The organism is Bradyrhizobium sp. U87765 SZCCT0048, assembly GCF_018131225.1.
GTDB lineage: Bacteria > Pseudomonadota > Alphaproteobacteria > Rhizobiales > Xanthobacteraceae > Bradyrhizobium_A.
In genome coordinates this window covers 2,577,545-2,590,182 of sequence record NZ_JAFCMM010000001.1, presented here as the reverse complement: position 1 = coordinate 2,590,182, position 12,638 = coordinate 2,577,545, and the positions used below count along the sequence as shown (strand labels likewise).

The following is a 12,638-nucleotide window of genomic DNA, read 5'->3' as shown; positions in this document are numbered from 1 at the left end:
CCTGCCATGTCCAAACCCAAAGTCCTGATTGCGTTTTACTCCCGTTCCGGCGTCACCGAGGCGCTGGCGAATGCGATTGCCGATGGCGCCCGCGCCGCCGGCGCCGAAGTGCGCGTGCGCCGCGCCCGTGAGGTCGTCAGCCAGGAGATCATCAACTCGGTGCCCGGCTGGGCCGATCAGGCGGCTGCCCTCAACGCCAAGTACGAAGCGCCGACCGAGGCCGATGCCGAGTGGGCCGATGCCATCGTGTTCGGCACCCCGACCCGCTTCGGCTCGGTGTCGTCCGAACTCAAGGCCTACATCGATAGCCTCGGCGGCCTCTGGTTCCAGGGCAAGCTGAACGGCAAGGCCGGCTCGGTGTTCGGTTCTTCCTCGACGCCCCACGGCGGCAACGAGTCGACCCTGATCTCGCTCTACAACCCGATGGCCCATCTCGGCCTGATCATCGTGCCGCTCGGCTATGCCGACGCCTCGCTGTTCAAGGCGGGCACGCCCTACGGCGCGTCGTCCGTGTCGTTCAACCAGGCGACGCCGCCGACCGCCGACGATCTCGAAGTCGCCCGTTTCCAGGGCAAGCGCGTCGCGACCGTGGCCAAGGCGCTCAAGGCCGCGGCCTGATCCCAACCTGATCGAGAGGAGTTCGACCATGAGTGTCTCGACAATTGACAGCCGTGAGTCCGCGAGCGCACTGACGACCTACGTCCCCGCGCTCGGCCGCCTGCTGCTGGCGGCGATCTTCCTGCTCAGCGGCGTCGGCAAGGTGTTCGCACCGGGGCCGACTCAGGCCTACATCGCGTCGGCAGGGCTTCCCGCGCCGCTGCTTGCCTACATCGTTGCGGTGGTGGTCGAGGTCGGCGGTGGCGCGCTGCTGGTCCTCGGTTATCAGACGCGCGCCGTGGCGCTGGTCCTCGCGGTGTTCACGCTGGCCGCGGCGTTCGGCTTCCACAACAACTTCGCGGAGCAGAACCAGATGATCCACTTCATGAAGAACCTTGCCATCACCGGCGGTCTTCTGCAGGTGGTTGCGTTCGGCGCCGGCGCGTTCAGCCTCGACGGACGCCGTTGATCCGGCGAGCGCCTCTAGCTGAACAGCAGAGGCTGCGCCGATAAGCAAAAACACCCGCGAGGCCAGGCCGCGCGGGTGTTTTGACGTGTGTCGCTTGCTCGCGACCCTGCGGTGTTACTTCTTCGCCCGTTCGATCGCCTCGACGATCAGCCGGCGTGCCTCGTCGGCATCGCCCCAGCCGATCAGCTTGACCCACTTGCCCGGCTCGAGATCCTTGTAGTGCTCGAAGAAGTGCTGGATCTGATCACGGGTGATCGTCGGCAGGTCGGTGTAGTTGTGAACGTTCTCGTAGCGCTTGGTCAGCTTCGGGGTCGGCACCGCGATGATCTTCTCGTCACCGCCGCCATCGTCTTCCATGCGCAGCACGCCGATCGGCCGCACGTTGATCACGGCACCCGGCACGATCGGACGGGTGTTGGCGATCAGCACGTCGATCGGGTCGCCGTCGTCCGACAGGGTGTGCGGCACGAAGCCGTAGTTCCCGGGGTAGCGCATCGGGGTGTGCAGGAAGCGGTCCACCACCAGCGTGCCGGCATCCTTGTCCAGCTCGTACTTGATGGGTTCGCCGCCAATCGGCACTTCCACGATGACATTGACGTCCTCGGGAGGGTTCTTGCCGACGGCGATGGCATTGATATTCATAGCAAAGTGTCTCCTGGGCCGGCCGGTGGGCCGGGGTCGTTTGCGCGACAGGAAGACTATTTTCAGCCCATTTGCAATGGTTCCGCGCGATAAATCTCGATCGCCGCCGGCTCGGCCAGGAGGTCGCGCAAGGCCCGTACGAAGGCCCGCGATTCGGCCTTCTGGAAATGGGCAGCCAGCGCGTCCTGATCTTCCCATTGTTCGACGAACACCAGCCGCAGCGGGTTCTCGCAGTCGATGTGGACCGCATGGGCGAGGCAACCCGGCTCGCCGCGCGAACGTTGAACATGCGCGAGACTGAGCGCCACCACCTCGTCGAACGTCTCCTCCTCCGCCAGCACCGTGCCCGTGACCATGATCATCGCCGCGCCCCTGCCTCAGCCGCCGTTGCTTGAATTCCGTCAGTCAATCAGATTAGCTGGCCACAGCGTCTTGTACAAAGCGGACACCGGTTTGTGATCACAATCGGTGCAGCAGATGCTTCGGGGCGCTTCTTCTCGTCGGGGACAAAGGGTGAGGCCATGAAAGTGACCGTCAATATCGACTGCACGCCGCTCGAGGCGCGGGAGTTCATGGGGCTGCCCAACGTCCAGCCGATGCAGGAGAACGTCATGAAGCAGCTCGAACAGCAGATGCTGGAGAATCTCGGCAAGATGACACCGGATGCCATGCTGCGCAGCTGGATGTCATTCGCGCCCGAGCAGTTTCAGGATATGTTCAAGATGGCGTTCGGAGCCGGCAAGGCCAAATAAGCCGGCTCCCCGTCACGGCGCGCGCCGCAGCCGCGCCACCGCCGCCTCGACGTTTTGCCATTTCGGCTTGTCGGGGGCGAACTGGCGGCGCAGGAAGCCGACGAGTTCGGCGACCTGTGCGTCGTTGAGATGATCGGCGAACGCCGGCATGGTGCCGAGATCGCGGTGTGCCGGCTCGGCGATGCCATGCAGGATCACCTGGATCAGATTGTCCGGCATCGTGCTGTGGACGTTGCTGTTGAGCGCCAGCGATGGCCGGGCGCCGAACAGCGGTGGCCCGCCGACCTGATGGCAGACCGCACAGGCGCCCTGATAGATGCGCGCGCCCGTCGATCCGCCCGACAGCGCCGATGCGGCGGTCGCGGTTTCCAGCGCAGCGGCGCGTGCATTCAGCTCCTGCGATGTCGGCGTCGTGTCGTTGAACGAGGCGAGGTAGACTGCCATCGCGCGGATGTCGGCGTCGGGCAGCACAGCCAGCTCTTTCACCACGGGTGCCATCGGGCCGGCGGCGACGCCGTGGTGGCGCGACGCGCCGGTGCGCAGGTAGGCGTAGAGCTCGTCTTCGCTCCAGGGGATCGGCGCGTGCGACAGCGATGTCAGCGCCGGCGCTTCCCAGCCCTCGGCGACGCCGCCGGCGAGATACGCATGCGTGCGCTCGGCGCCGAGCGCATTGCGCGGCGAGTGGCAGGCGGCGCAGTGTCCGAGACCTTCCACGAGATAGGCGCCGCGATTCCATTGCACGGACCGGTCCGGCTTCGGCATGAACGCGGTGCTATCGTGAAACAGTGCATTCCAGCCGGCGAGCAGGGGACGGACGCTGAACGGGAAGGCGAGCTTGGTCTCCGGCGCCTGCGCCCGGACCGCAGGCTGGGCCATCAGATAGGCGTACAGCGCCTGCAGGTCGGCGTCGCTGGTCCTGGCGAAATGGTTGTAGGGGAACGCGGGATAGAGCCGCCGCCCGTCGCGGTGGATGCCCTCGCGCATCGCGCGGGCGAATGCTGGATAGGACCAGGTGCCGATGCCCGTCTCGACATCGGGAGTGATGTTGGTGCTGTAGACGGTGCCGAACGGCGTTTCCAGCGCATGGCCACCGGCATTGATCGCGCCGCCGGGCCCCGTGTGACACACGGCGCAGGCGCCGAGCGCGGCGAGTTGCTCGCCGCGGGCAATGGTCGCCGCCGAATAAACCGAGGCGTCGGGCCGGGCGATCGGCGCGATCGCCGGCGTCCATGCCAGGAACGCCGTGGCGACGCCGATGGCGGCGGTGCAGGCGGCGGCGATGCTGCCGATGACGCCGCGGCGGCGCGCGAACGGGTTGGCGGGGCCTTTGTCCTTCGGCGCGGCGAGGGCCGCCGGCGGTAGACCTGCGAGCGACGCCGTGGGCTGAGGCGGCGGAGTGTCGCCATAGAGCCCTCTGAGAATCCGCTCCGGCGTGAATGGTGGCTCGCGGAAGCGCACGCCGGTGGCGTCGAAGATCGCGTTGGCGATCGCCGCGGCGCTCGGCACCGAGGCGGATTCGCCGACCCCGAGCGGCGGCTGATCCGGACGCGGCAGCATCAGCACGTCGATCTCGGGCACCTCGGGGAAGGTGATCAGCGGATAGGCGCCCCATTCCTTGCTGGCGACGCCGACGCGGTCGAACGACACCTCTTCCTTGAGCGCACGGCTGGTCGACTGGATGACGTTGCCGTGGATCTGGTGCCGGACGCCGTCCGGATTGATCATCAGTCCGGAGTCCTGGCCGGCGACGACCCGCACCACGCTGACGTCGCCGGTGGTCTTGTTGACGGCGACATCGGCGATCCAGGCCGACCACGCAGCGCCGTAACCGGGAAACTTGCTGTGGACGTAGAGCGCGTAGGCAAAGCCACGGCCCCGCACCACGTCGCCGTCCGGCTCGGGCGGCGTCCATTGCGGCCGCGGCACCCAGTTGGCGCGTTTGGCCACGGCCTTGACAAGGTCGACCGCGCGCGGATCCTTCAAGTAGCGCAGGCGGTATGCGATGGGATCGACGCCCGCCTCGGTCGCGAGTTCGTCGATGTAGGACTCGTGGGCAAAGGTGTTGGGTAGCGCCGAGACGCCGCGCATCCAGGACGCACGCATGATCGGCGGCATGTCGTGCACCGTCACGCGGCTGTTATCGTAGTCGTAGGGCGGGATCGCGGTGCGGTCGCCCATTTCGAACACCGCCGGCTGCGGCGGAATGGTGCCGGTCAGCAGCAGGGCCAGCGTCGGCGCGCCGTTCGACGGATAGCGCGTCGAAAAATCGTACGCGGCGACGCCGCCGTCGGCATCGAGGCCGCCATTGACCTCCATCAGCTGCGCGGTGCCTTTCGGCTCCCACGCATGCTCCTGCGCACGGGTGAGTTGCACCCGCACCGGCCGGCCGACCGCGCGCGACAGCAATACCGCGTCCGCCGCGACATCGTCGGCGCAGTTGCGGCCGTAGCAGCCGGCCGCCTCCATGCGGATGACGTCGATCTCCTGCTCCGGCTGCCCGAGCAGCAGAGCGAGATCGGCGCGCAGGATGTGCGGGTTCTGCGTGCCCGACCACACGCGGGTATTGCCGTTCTGAACATCTGCGACGGCACAGGACGGCCCGATCGAGCCGTGCATGTGGTAGGGCCAGACATACGTGCGGGGCATCGGCCTGGTGGCCGACGCCATCGCAGCTTGCACGTCGCCCTTGTCGAGCAGCGTGCGCGGCGTCGAGGGATTGGCGCGCAGGGCGTTGGGAATATCGTCGAGGTTGGGTGCGGCCGGCAGGGGTTTCCAGCTCACCTCGAGCTGCTCGGCGGCCTTGATCGCGTTTTCCTCGCGCTCGGCGACGACGCCGACAAAGTCGGCGATCCGCACCACGGCCACGATGCCCGGAAGATGCCGGATCGAAGTCTCGTCGACGGCGAGCAGGCTGGTACCGACGAATTCGCCGGCGTCGAGCCCGGCATAGGGCGGGCGCACCACGCGGCCGTGCAGCATGCCGGGCACGCGCACGTCATGGACGTAGACCCATTCGCCCGTCACCTTGGCCGGGATATCGACCCGCGCGACCGGCTGGCCGACGATGCTGTAGGTCTCCACCGCCTTGACGGGGCTATCGTTGTCGAGTTCGAGCCGGATGTGCTCGCCGGCGATCAGTTCGCCATAGCTGATGCTGTTGTTGTGGCCGCGGATCAGGCCGTCTTCGACAGTCAGTTCGCCGGGCGACAGCTCGAAGCGCGCGGCGGCGCGCGTCAACAGTACCTGCCGCGCCTGGGCCGCGGCCCTGCGCAGCGGGATCGCAGTGATCTGGATGGTCTCGCTGGCGATGGTGGCGCCCTGGTTGGGGGTGCGCGAGGTGTCACCGAGCACCATGGTGACGCGCGCGACGGCGACGTCGAGCTCCTCGGCGACGATCTGCGCCAGCGCGGTGCGAATGCCGGTGCCGAGATCGACATGGCCGTTGAAGGCGGTGATCGTGCCATCGGCCGCGAGGGTGATGAAGGTCTCGACCGCGCCGGCGGCGGTGGTGCGGACGATCGACAGCGTACCGTCGAGGAGAGAGGAGGCCTGATCGCCGGTGTGCGTCGCCATGCTGGTCAGGTCCCGCTCTGCAGCTGTCCGGCGCGCAGCACCGCGCGAACGATCTCGACATGGGTGCCGCAGCGGCACAGGTTATAGCGCAGCGCCTCGCGCACTTCCGTCTCGGTCGGGTTCGGCGTGCGGTTGAGCAGCGCGCGCGCCGTCATGATCATGCCGTTGAGGCAGTAGCCACACTGGGCAGCCTGCTCGGCGATGAACGCCTGCTGCACGACGTCGGGGGCGGTGCGCGTCCCCAGCCCTTCGAGGGTGATGATGTCACGGGAGGTGCAATGGCCCGCCGCAACGACGCAGGAGCGGGCGGCAACGCCGTCGATCAGCACCGTGCAGGCGCCGCACTCACCGAGGCCACAGCCGTATTTCGGACTGTTGAGCGCGAGGTCGTTGCGCAGCACATACAGCAACGGCGTATCCGGCGCGGCCGGCACGTCGTGCTCGCAGCCGTTGACCGTCAGGCGGATGGTGTCCTGCATCGTGCCTTGCGCCCCGTGAGCCTCCCGTGTCCGTTGCGCTGCAACGCGACACTCACGACCGTTAGTATACAAACATAAACGCTGCGCGCTAGTGGTGGCGTCTCCTTGATCTCGTGGACGCCCTTATGTCCCCGAATGACCGTACGCGCGCCAGAGCCACGTCAGCACAAGCGTGCGGCATCAATGCCGCGGCCGCAAGCGACGATGATCAGGAGATGTGCGAACGGCGCATGTTTCACAGGCAGGTGGTGATGCCGCCGTCGACATAGAGGGTATGGCCATTGACGAACGACGACGCCGGGCCGGCGAGGAATACCGCGGCGCCGACCAGCTCTTCGACATTGCCCCAGCGTCCGGCCGGCGTGCGCTTGGCAAGCCAGGCGGAGAACTCGGGATTGTCGACCAGCGCCTGATTGAGGGGGGTCTTGAAGTATCCCGGCGCGATGGCGTTGATCTGCAGACCGTGCTGTGCCCAGTCCGCGCACATGCCGCGTGTCAGGTTGCGCACCGCCCCCTTGGTCGCGGTGTACGGCGCGATGCCGGGGCGCGCGAGCTCGCTCTGCACCGAGGCGATGTTGATGATCTTGCCGCGGCCGCGCTTGATCATGTGACGGGCGACCGCCTGCCCGGTGAAGAACACGGACGAGATGTTGGTGCGCAGTAGTTCCTCCCAGCGATCGAGAGGGAAGTCCTCCAGCGGGGTGCGGAACTGCATGCCGGCGTTGTTGACGAGGATGTCGATGGCTCCGATGCGGGCTTCGACCTCGACGACGCCGCGCGTCACATCGTCGGCCTTCGTCACGTCGAATGCCGCGATTTCGACCGTATGTCCGTCGGCGCGCAGCACCTGTGCCGCATGAGTGAGCTTGGCCGCGTCGCGGCCGTTGAGCACGACGGCAGCGCCATGGTCAGCGAGCCCGCGCGCGAGCGCGAGCCCGATGCCCTGGCTCGATCCGGTGACCAGCGCGCGTGATCCACTCAAATCGAACAATGACGTTTTCACACCCACCTTGTTTCTCCCCTGATGGCTGCGCGCCAGGCGCTGGCAGCAAGATGCATCCGCAACTATTGACGATCATGTTATCGGCAACATAATCCGGAGGCAAAGCAGGCGTTGCGCCGAACATCGCGTCCCACAATCTGGTTCGATGGTGTGCGTGTCGTGAGAAATACAACTGATCGCATGAGCGGCCGGAGGAAACCATGAAGACGATCGTCATCCATGCGGCGAAGGATCTGCGGATCGAGACGCGTGATGTGGAGGCGATGGGGCCGGGGCAGGTCGAAGTCGCGATCGAGGCCGGCGGTATTTGCGGATCGGATCTGCACTACTACAATCACGGCGGTTTCGGCACGGTGCGGGTGCGCGAACCGATGATCCTCGGACATGAGGTCGCAGGGCGGATCGTTGCGCTCGGCCGCGATGTGACGGGACTATCGGTTGGCGATCGCGTCGCGGTGTCGCCGAGCCGGCCGTGCGGCCACTGTCAGTATTGTCAGCAGGGGTTGCAAAACCACTGCCTCAACATGCGCTTCTATGGCAGCGCGATGCCGATGCCACACATCCAGGGTGCGTTCCGTCAGCGGCTGGTGGCGGAGAGCTGGCAGTGTCACAGGGTCGCCGAGCATGTCACCGCTAATCAGGCGGCGTTCGCCGAGCCGCTCGCGGTCACGTTGCATGCGGTCAACCGTGCGGGCTCGCTGCTTGGCAAGCGTGTACTGATCACCGGATGCGGTCCGATCGGCGCGCTGTGCATCCTGGCGGCCCGCGCCCATGGCGCCCGCGAGATTGTTGCCACTGACGTGATGGATGCGGTGCTGGACAAGGCGCGCGCGGTCGGCGCCGACCGTACCATCAATGTTGCTGCCGACAGCGCGGCGCTCGCCGCCTACAACGTCAACAAGGGATCGTTCGACGTGGTGTTCGAGGCGTCCGGCAATGAGCGTGCGGTGCGCGGTGCGCTCGACGTCATCAGGCCGCGCGGCGTATTCGTGCAGTTGGGTCTTGGCGGCGACATCGCGATTCCGCAGAACGTCGTGGTGGCGAAGGAGATCGAGATGCGCGGCACCTTCCGCTTCCATGAAGAGTTTGGCCTTGCGGTCGACCTGCTCAACCAGCGCCGGCTCGACGTCGCACCGCTGCTCACCGGCGTCTATCCGCTCGAGGATGCGGTGCAGGCGTTCGAGATCGCAGGCGACCGCAGCCAGTCAATGAAGGTGCAGATCGGATTTTGATCTGCATTTTTCGGCCTGGCAGGAAACCGATCCTGAAACGCAGCGACGTTTCCGGTTGCTGCTTTGCACAAATTAACGACATCGCGATGAGGCAATTGCAGGATTATTTTGCAATCGCCGCCGGGGCGTCGTGCTGGCGCTTGACAGCCTGAAGGACCCCGCGCAAGATCGTTCGTATACGAATGAAGAAGCGTAAGTGGTGCCCTGGATCGGTCGTCGTCATGCGCTCCTGGCACCGGCTGCGTGATTGAACGGTGCGAAGTTGGAAAAGCCCATGCTGAACGATGCACCCACGGAAGCGAGCGCCGGCGCGTCGCCGCAGCCCGCCGACAAGATCCGCTGCGATGCCTGTCCGGTGATGTGTTACATCAAGGATGGTGCGACCGGCGCATGTGACCGTTACGCCAATCATGCCGGCGAGCTGGTGCGGGTCGATCCTCATGTGGTGCTGGAGCGCACCGTATCCCATGGTGGCCAGATCGTGCCGTTCCAGAAGGTCGGCGACTGGGACGGCGATCTCGTCAGCAAGGACAAGGTGTTCGTCACCGCGATCGGCGCCGGCACGACCTATCCCGATTACAAGCCTGCGCCGTTCATCGTGTCGTCGGAGGTCGACGGCGTCGACATGGTGACCGTCGTCACCGAGGGCATCTTCAGCTATTGCGGCGTCAAGGTGAAGATCGATACCGATCGCTATCTCGGCCCGGAGACCGCGCTGGTGCGCGCCGAGGGGGAGGCCGTCGGCCACGTCATGACCAGCGAATATGGCTCGCAGATGCTGTCCCTCGGCGGCGTGCATCATCTCACCGGCGGCTCCAAGAAGGAGGGCCGCGTCACCTGCGATACTCTGATGGACCTGTCGAACGGCAAGGCGGTGGAATTGACCATCGACGGCGGCGCCACGGTGGTGGTGCAGGCCGGGCAGCCGCCGATCGTCAACGGCGTCAAGGAAGAGCGCATGCGGGTCGGCTGCGGCTCGGCGACCATCGGCATGTTCGCCAAGCAGTGGCATGGCAAGGTCGATGAGGTCGTCGTGGTCGACGATCACATCACCGGTGTGCTGTCGGAACATCAGGCCGGCAAGCTGCTGGATATCCCCGACACCGGCATCAAGATGAAGGGGCGTCGCTCGACGCCCGGCCGCTATTTTCAGGTCGCCGAGCCCGGCACCGGCTGGGGCGGTACCAACATCTCCGATCCGCTGTCGATCCTCGGGCCGTTCGATCCGAAGCAGGCGAAGGCGGGCCTGCGCATGCTGATGGTCAGCACCACCGGCGAGCACTACGCCTATTTCGAGCTCGACGAAGCTCTTAAGCCGGTGGCAAAGGACCTGCCGCCGGAGCTGCAGCTCTCGGTCGAGCGCATTCAGGAGAACTGCGAGCCGGCGCTGTGCACGGTGCTGTTCATGGGTGGCGCGGGCGGCTCGCTGCGTGCCGGCGTCACCGACAACCCGGTGCGGCTGACACGCTCGGTCAAGGATGCGCTCACCAACGTCACCAGCGGCGGCGCGCCGGTCTATGTCTGGCCCGGCGGCGGCATCACCTTCATGGTCGACGTCACGCAGATGCCGCAGGGGGCGTTCGGCTATGTGCCGACCCCGGCGCTGGTCGCGCCGATCGAGTTCACCATGCGGCTGTCGGACTATGCGGCGCTCGGCGGCCACATGGATCATGTCCAGCCGCTGTCGGGTCTGAAAGATACCACGGAAGTGCTGCGGCAGGGGCCGCCCGCCGAAGCCTCGACGAAAGAGGTTCGCGGATGATGGCGCGCGTCCCGCAGGTCAGGTTTTTGGCAGATGGCCGGCGCCTTCACCTGCAGGACGGGCCGATCGATCTCGTCATCCAGGCGTTCGGCGCCGATTATCATGTCGAGGCCGCGTACGCGGCGGCGGTGAAGCGCTTCGCGGGCGTGCTCGACGAACTTTGCGTCGAGCTCGCCGACTTGCGCCGGCCGGCGCGCGCCGGCGAGACGGCGCTGAACGGTCATATCGCCCGCCGGATGCATGAGGCCGTGGCGCCGTTTGCGGCTGCTCAGTTCATCACGCCAATGGCGGCGGTCGCTGGTGCCGTGGCCGAGGAGATTCTCACTGCAATGACGCAGGCCGCGCCGCTCGCGCGCGCCTACGTCAACAACGGCGGCGACATCGCGCTGCATCTCGCGCCGGGCCAGCGCTTCACCGTTGGCCTCGTCGATCGTCCGGATGCGCCGGCGTTGATTGGCTCGGCGACCATCGATGCGCAGCAGCCGGTGCGTGGCGTTGCGACTTCCGGCCGGCGCGGCCGCAGCTTCTCGCTGGGCATCGCCGACGCCGTTACCATTCTCGCCGCCACCGCCGCACAGGCCGATGCGGCCGCCACTATCGTGGCCAACGCCGTCGATCTTCCCGGGCATCCGGCCGTGGTGCGTGCGCCGGCATGCGAACTGCAGCCCGACAGCGATCTCGGGGATCGCCTTGTCACCCGCGACGTTGCGTCGCTGGCTTCGTTCGACGTCGATGCGGCGCTTGACGCCGGCGTCGCGATGGCCGAGCGATTGCTCGCGCGCGGCCTGATCCATGGCGTGGCCTTGCGGCTGCAGGGCGCGACACGGCTTGCGGGCATCGCAACGGCGCTGTCCGGTCATTCCGCGCCGGCGCTGGTGGCGTCGGCCCCTACTGATTCTGATCACCAGGAAAGTCTGATCAATGCCTGATGTCGTCATCCGCAAGCGCCTGATCCAGGTCGAGGAGATCTTTCACGAGGGCGGCAAGCCGGTCGCGGTGCCGCTGCGCCGCGGTGCGGCGCTCGCCGTCATCCGCAATCCGTTCGCCGGGCGGTATGTCGAGGACATCTCCGGCTTCATGGACGATCTCAACCCGCTCGGCGTCGACATGGCGGGTGCGCTGCTCAAGGCGCTCGGCGGCGATCCCCAGCTGATTCAGGGCTACGGCAAGGGGGCGATCGTCGGTTCGGCCGGCGAGCTCGAACACGGCGCGCTGTGGCATGTGCCCGGCGGTTACGCCATGCGTCACGCGCTCGGCGAGGCCAAGGCCATCGTTCCTTCGGCCAAGAAGGTGGCGGGGCCGGGCGCGCGACTCGACGTGCCGGTGACCCATATCAACGCCTCCTATGTGCGCTCGCATTTCGACGCCATGGAGGTCGGTATCGCGGATGCGCCGCGGGCCGACGAAATGCTGCTCGCTCTTGTCATGACCACCGGCTCGCGTGTTCACGCCCGGGTCGGGGGGCTCAAGGCCAGCGACATCAAGGGAGAGGATGGATTGCGATGAAGGCCGTCATTCGCAAGATCGTCACCGTCGTCGAGGAAACCCGCCAGGAAGGCGGCCGCGACGTCAATCCGCCGACCCGTCGTGCCGCGGCGATCGCGGTGATCGAGAACCCGTTCGCCGGGCGTTATGTCGAGGATCTGTCGCCGCTGATCGAGATTGGCGAGGAACTGGGCGGCCTGCTCGCGGAGAGGGCGGTCGCGGCGCTCGGCATCGAGGGGCCGCGGGCACAGAGCTATGGCAAGGCCGCTGCGGTCGGCGAGAACGGCGAGCTCGAACATGCCGCCGCGCTGCTGCACCCGAAGATGGGCGCACCGGTGCGCAAGGTCCTCGGCAAGGGCGCAGCGCTGATCCCGTCGTCGAAAAAGCGCGGTGGTCTCGGCGCCGTGCTGGACATTCCGCTCGGCCACAAGGACGCGGCCTTCGTGCGCAGCCACTTCGACGGCATGGAGGTCCAGATCAACGACGCACCGCGTGCCAACGAGATCATGGTCGCGGTCGCGGTGACCGACAGCGGCCGGCCTTTGCCGCGTGTCGGTGGCCTGACAGTTGCAGAGGTCAAGGGAGACGACGGCCTGCGCTGATCTCAGCTGAAAGAAACGGATGACAGCGCCGGACGAAAAAGG

The 12,638-nt window shown here is 66.6% G+C and carries 13 protein-coding genes; 8 read left to right on the top strand and 5 right to left on the bottom strand.

The window, feature by feature from the left end; genetic code table 11:
• Positions 1-6 precede the first annotated feature (6 nt).
• Positions 7-618: an NAD(P)H:quinone oxidoreductase gene (gene wrbA, locus JQ639_RS11425; protein ID WP_211966212.1), complete on the top strand. Its 612-nt coding sequence runs from the start codon at positions 7-9 to the stop codon at positions 616-618.
• Between the two features lie 28 nt (positions 619-646).
• A complete protein-coding gene (locus tag JQ639_RS11420) occupies positions 647-1,066 on the top strand; it encodes a DoxX family protein (protein ID WP_211966211.1) in 420 nt (139 codons plus the stop codon).
• Between the two features lie 114 nt (positions 1,067-1,180).
• Here the strand turns inward: JQ639_RS11420 and ppa are convergent, their stop codons facing one another.
• Both ppa and JQ639_RS11410 read right to left on the bottom strand, forming a co-directional pair.
• On the bottom strand, positions 1,181-1,708 hold the full coding sequence (gene ppa, locus JQ639_RS11415; protein ID WP_211966210.1) for an inorganic diphosphatase: 528 nt from the start codon (positions 1,706-1,708) through the stop codon (positions 1,181-1,183).
• A gap of 62 nt (positions 1,709-1,770) precedes the next feature.
• Entirely contained in the window at positions 1,771-2,070 is a 300-nt protein-coding gene (locus tag JQ639_RS11410) for a putative quinol monooxygenase (protein ID WP_211966209.1), read from the bottom strand.
• A 159-nt stretch (positions 2,071-2,229) separates the two neighbouring features.
• On the opposite strand from JQ639_RS11410, the gene JQ639_RS11405 reads away from it, so the two are divergent.
• On the top strand, positions 2,230-2,460 hold the full coding sequence (locus JQ639_RS11405; protein WP_211966208.1) for a DUF6489 family protein: 231 nt from the start codon (positions 2,230-2,232) through the stop codon (positions 2,458-2,460).
• 12 nt (positions 2,461-2,472) lie between these two features.
• Here the strand turns inward: JQ639_RS11405 and JQ639_RS11400 are convergent, their stop codons facing one another.
• From JQ639_RS11400 to JQ639_RS11390, 3 genes are all read right to left on the bottom strand, one after another.
• Positions 2,473-6,033: a molybdopterin cofactor-binding domain-containing protein gene (locus tag JQ639_RS11400; RefSeq protein WP_211966207.1), complete on the bottom strand. Its 3,561-nt coding sequence runs from the start codon at positions 6,031-6,033 to the stop codon at positions 2,473-2,475.
• A 5-nt stretch (positions 6,034-6,038) separates the two neighbouring features.
• Positions 6,039-6,512, bottom strand: coding sequence for a (2Fe-2S)-binding protein (locus JQ639_RS11395; RefSeq protein WP_211966206.1), 474 nt, complete (start codon positions 6,510-6,512; stop codon positions 6,039-6,041).
• A 235-nt stretch (positions 6,513-6,747) separates the two neighbouring features.
• A complete protein-coding gene (locus JQ639_RS11390; RefSeq protein WP_211966578.1) occupies positions 6,748-7,515 on the bottom strand; it encodes an SDR family oxidoreductase in 768 nt (255 codons plus the stop codon).
• A gap of 200 nt (positions 7,516-7,715) precedes the next feature.
• Here JQ639_RS11390 and JQ639_RS11385 point away from each other — a divergent pair, with 200 nt between their 5' ends.
• From JQ639_RS11385 to JQ639_RS11365, 5 genes are all read left to right on the top strand, one after another.
• Positions 7,716-8,747 carry an L-idonate 5-dehydrogenase gene (locus JQ639_RS11385; RefSeq protein ID WP_211966205.1) on the top strand — a complete coding sequence of 344 codons (1,032 nt, stop codon included), beginning with the start codon at positions 7,716-7,718 and terminating at the stop codon, positions 8,745-8,747.
• A 274-nt stretch (positions 8,748-9,021) separates the two neighbouring features.
• Positions 9,022-10,509: a 6-hydroxynicotinate reductase gene (locus JQ639_RS11380; RefSeq protein WP_211966204.1), complete on the top strand. Its 1,488-nt coding sequence runs from the start codon at positions 9,022-9,024 to the stop codon at positions 10,507-10,509.
• Positions 10,509-11,438 (top strand): UPF0280 family protein, encoded by a 930-nt coding sequence (locus JQ639_RS11375; protein ID WP_211966577.1) that lies wholly within the window; start codon positions 10,509-10,511, stop codon positions 11,436-11,438. The genes JQ639_RS11380 and JQ639_RS11375 overlap by 1 nt, the downstream gene beginning before the upstream one ends.
• Positions 11,431-12,015, top strand: a complete 585-nt coding sequence (locus JQ639_RS11370) for an amino acid synthesis family protein (protein ID WP_211966203.1) — start codon at positions 11,431-11,433, stop codon at positions 12,013-12,015. Before JQ639_RS11375 ends, JQ639_RS11370 begins: the two co-directional genes overlap by 8 nt.
• Entirely contained in the window at positions 12,012-12,596 is a 585-nt protein-coding gene (locus JQ639_RS11365; RefSeq protein WP_211966202.1) for an amino acid synthesis family protein, read from the top strand. Before JQ639_RS11370 ends, JQ639_RS11365 begins: the two co-directional genes overlap by 4 nt.
• The last annotated feature ends 42 nt before the right edge of the window (positions 12,597-12,638 follow it).